3 protein-coding genes are annotated in these 3507 nt (G+C 68.4%); all 3 read left to right on the top strand.

Annotated features, from left to right (window positions below):
• Nucleotides 1-709 (top strand): endonuclease NucS (gene nucS / locus BN903_RS14585; protein WP_048078422.1); only part of this gene is annotated, 709 nt, incomplete at its 5' end.
• Nucleotides 710-837: 128 nt separating this feature from the next.
• Nucleotides 838-1368 (top strand): 50S ribosomal protein L16, encoded by a 531-nt coding sequence (locus tag BN903_RS14580; RefSeq protein WP_048078419.1) that lies wholly within the window; start codon nucleotides 838-840, stop codon nucleotides 1366-1368.
• A 136-nt stretch (nucleotides 1369-1504) separates the two neighbouring features.
• On the top strand, nucleotides 1505-3507 hold a 2003-nt coding region (locus BN903_RS14575; RefSeq protein ID WP_048078421.1), incomplete at its 3' end, for a DEAD/DEAH box helicase.

Here is a 3507-nt window from a genome sequence, read left to right as displayed (position 1 = left end):
TCGTGGGGCCGGCGACCGCCTGCTCGTGTTGAAGCCGGACGGCGCTGCGTTGGTCCACACCGACGAGGGCCGCCAGCCGGTCAACTGGCAGCCGCCGGGGTCGGAACACCGCGCCGCGGTCCGCGACGGCCGGCTCCGCGTGGTCTCGACGCGGTCGAACCCCGACGAGACGCTGACGGTCCGCTTCTCCGACGTTCACCAGCTCTCCGCGATGGCCGTGACTGGGGGCCGCGACCTCGACCTCCACGGCAGCGAGGAGGATCTCCGAACCCGGATCTTAGAGCGCCCCGACCTCGTCGAATCGGGATTCGAGCCGAGGGAGACGGAACGCCCCTCCAGCGCCGGTCCGATGGACATCTTCGGGGTCGACGCCGACGAGACGCCGGTCGTCGTCGAGCTGAAGCGTCGCCGGGTCGGCCCGGACGCGGTGGGACAACTGGCGCGGTACGTGCGGGCGATGGAGGAGGAGTTGGGCGTCGGAGCGTCCGCCGCTGCCGCCGACGGCACCGCTGACGCCGAGAACGACCCCGACATCGAGAACGATCCGGAAAGCGACCTCGACGCCGAAAACAACGCTGACCCCGGGAACGACGGCGTCACCGCGGTCCGCGGAATCCTCGTCGCGCCGTCGATAACCGACCGGGCCGCGGAGCGTCTCGCGGACCGCGGATTCGACCACGTCGCGCTCGAACCGACGCCGACGGAGTGAGCCGACCGGCGTGTCAACACGCACCGCGATCGGGGCGAGCGCCCTCGTCGACGCCGAACGGGCCGACGGGAACGCCTCGCTATCGAAGGCTTTATCGACGCAGCGGCGGCTACATCGGACAAGTAGCCATGTCTGACAAACCCGCCTCTATGTATCGGACGATCGACAAGCCGTCGTACACCCGCCGCGAGTACATCACGGGCATTCCCGGCTCGAAGATCGCGCAGCACAACATGGGCGACCTCACCGCCGAGCCGGACGACTACCCCGTCCAGATCAGCCTCCGCGTCGAAGAGGAGCTTCAGGTGCGACACGGCTCCTTGGAGAGCGCGCGCCTCTCGGCGAACCGCCACCTGATCAAGGAGCTCGGCGAGGGCAACTACAAGATGACCCTCCGGAAGTTCCCCCACCAGGTCATCCGGGAGAACAAGCAGGCGACCGGAGCCGGCGCGGACCGCGTCTCCGACGGGATGCGGCAGGCGTTCGGCAAGCCGGTCGGCACCGCGGCCCGGCTCAACAAGGACGACGTCGTCTTCACGGCGTACTGCGATGTCGAGCAGGCGTCCGTCGTGAAGGAGGCGTTCCGCCGCGCGTACAACAAGCTCTCCCCGCCGTGCCGGATCACGGTCGACCGCGGCGAGAAGCTGCTCGTCTCGTAGGACCGCTCTCCCCGTCCGTGAGGCGGGTTCTTTTCGGTGCGACCCGTTCGTGTAGCTGCGCCGCCGCGCACGTGGAACCACGGGCGCGACCCCCGAGCCGAACTCCTGAAATACCTCGCTCGCGTACCGAACGGCAGTGTCACAGCAGTTGGCCGAGGTCGAGACGCTGTTCCTCCACGAGTCGCGGAGCGACTACACCGTCGTCGCGAACCGCGACGGGAACCGCGTGCTCCGCGGGCGGCTCGAACTCAAGGATACGTCCGCCGGCCCGCGTCCGGCGAAGTTCCGGGTGATCCGCGACGGCGAGGACCACCCCCGGCAGCCGGACGAGTTCGTCGACCTCGCGCGGGCGGCCGACCGCATCCGGGTCTCCGAGCAGACCACGCCCGAGAACCGGAAGCGATTGGAGGCGATGCTCGACGGCTACCAACTGGAGTCGCTCACCGTGCGGACCTGCCGGCGGTGCGCGAGCGACGGGCGGTACGGACCGATCACGAGCGAGGAGGCGGTCGAACACAACGGCGAGCTGATCTGCCGCGACTGCGCCCGGCGGGAGCTGGAGCGGGAGCTGTCGTACAAAGGCGAGTTCACGGGCGCGGCCGAGGAGCGCCTCGAAGAGCTGCTGTACGAGTCCGGGGACTTAGACCGGATCGTGAGCCTCCTCCAGGGCGGACTCGACCCCGACCTCACGAAGTACGACGAGGTCTCCGCGAACGTCGACGACGTGAGTCCCGTGCGAACCGAGGATCTGGACCTCCACCCGGACCTGTCCGCGAAGCTCCAAGGGCGGTTCGAGGAGCTGCTCCCCGTCCAGAGCCTCTCCGTGCGGAACGGCCTGCTCGACGGCGACGACCAGCTGGTCGTGTCGGCGACCGCGACGGGGAAGACCCTCGTCGGGGAGTTGACCGGGATCGACCGGGCGCTGAAGGGGAACGGGAAGCTCCTCTTTTTAGTCCCGCTCGTCGCGCTCGCCAACCAGAAACACGAGGACTTCGAGGACCGCTACGGCGACCTGCTCGACGTGTCCATCCGGGTCGGCTCCTCGCGGGTGAACGACGACGGCAACCGGTTCGACCCGCACGCCGACGTGATCGTCGGCACCTACGAGGGGATCGACCACGCGCTCCGGACCGGGAAGGATCTGGGCGACGTGGGGACGGTCGTCATCGACGAGGTCCACACCCTGAAGGAGGGCGAGCGCGGCCACCGGCTCGACGGCCTCATCTCGCGGCTGAAGTACTACAGCGAGAACCGGATGGAGACGCATTCGGGCTACGACGGCACCCAGTTCGTCTACCTCTCGGCGACCGTCGGGAACCCCGAGTGGCTCGCGAAGAAGCTCCGGGCGACGCTCATCGAGTACGAGGAGCGACCCGTCCCAATCGAGCGACACGTCACCTTCGCCGACAGCCGCGAGAAGGCGCAGATAGCGGACAAGCTCGTCAAACGGGAGTTCGACACGAAATCGTCGAAGGGGTACCGCGGCCAGACGATCATCTTCACGAACTCGCGGCGGCGCTGTCACGAGATCAGCCGCAAGCTCCGGTACGACTCCGCGCCGTACCACGCCGGGCTCGATTACGGCCGCCGGAAGAAGGTCGAGCGCATGTTCGGTGACCAAGACCTCTCCGCGGTCGTCACCACCGCGGCGCTGGCGGCCGGAGTCGACTTCCCCGCCTCGCAGGTGATCTTCGACTCGCTGGCGATGGGGATCGAGTGGCTCTCCGTTCAGGAGTTCTCCCAGATGCTCGGCCGCGCCGGCCGGCCGGACTACCACGACCGCGGCCGCGTCTACCTCCTCGTCGAGCCCGACGGCGTCTACCACAGCTCGATGGACCGCACGGAGGACGAGGTCGCCTTCACCCTCCTGAAAGGCGAGATGGAGGACGTGGCGACCCACTACGACGAGACCGCGGCCGCCGAGGAGACGCTCGCGAACGTCGTCGTCGCGGGCAAGAAGGCGAAGCGCCTCAACGATCGCATGATCGGCGAGGTCCCGACGAAGCACGCGCTCGGGAAGCTGTTGGAGTGGAACTTCATCGACGGCTTCGAGCCGACGCCGCTGGGTCGGGGCGTGACGCGACACTTCCTCGCGCCCGACGAGGCGTTCTTCATCCTCGACTCGGTGCGGAAGGGGAC

Source organism: Halorubrum sp. AJ67 (assembly GCF_000513435.1).
Note: the sequence above shows the minus strand (reverse complement) of the source record. Positions and strands in the feature narration are given on the sequence as shown.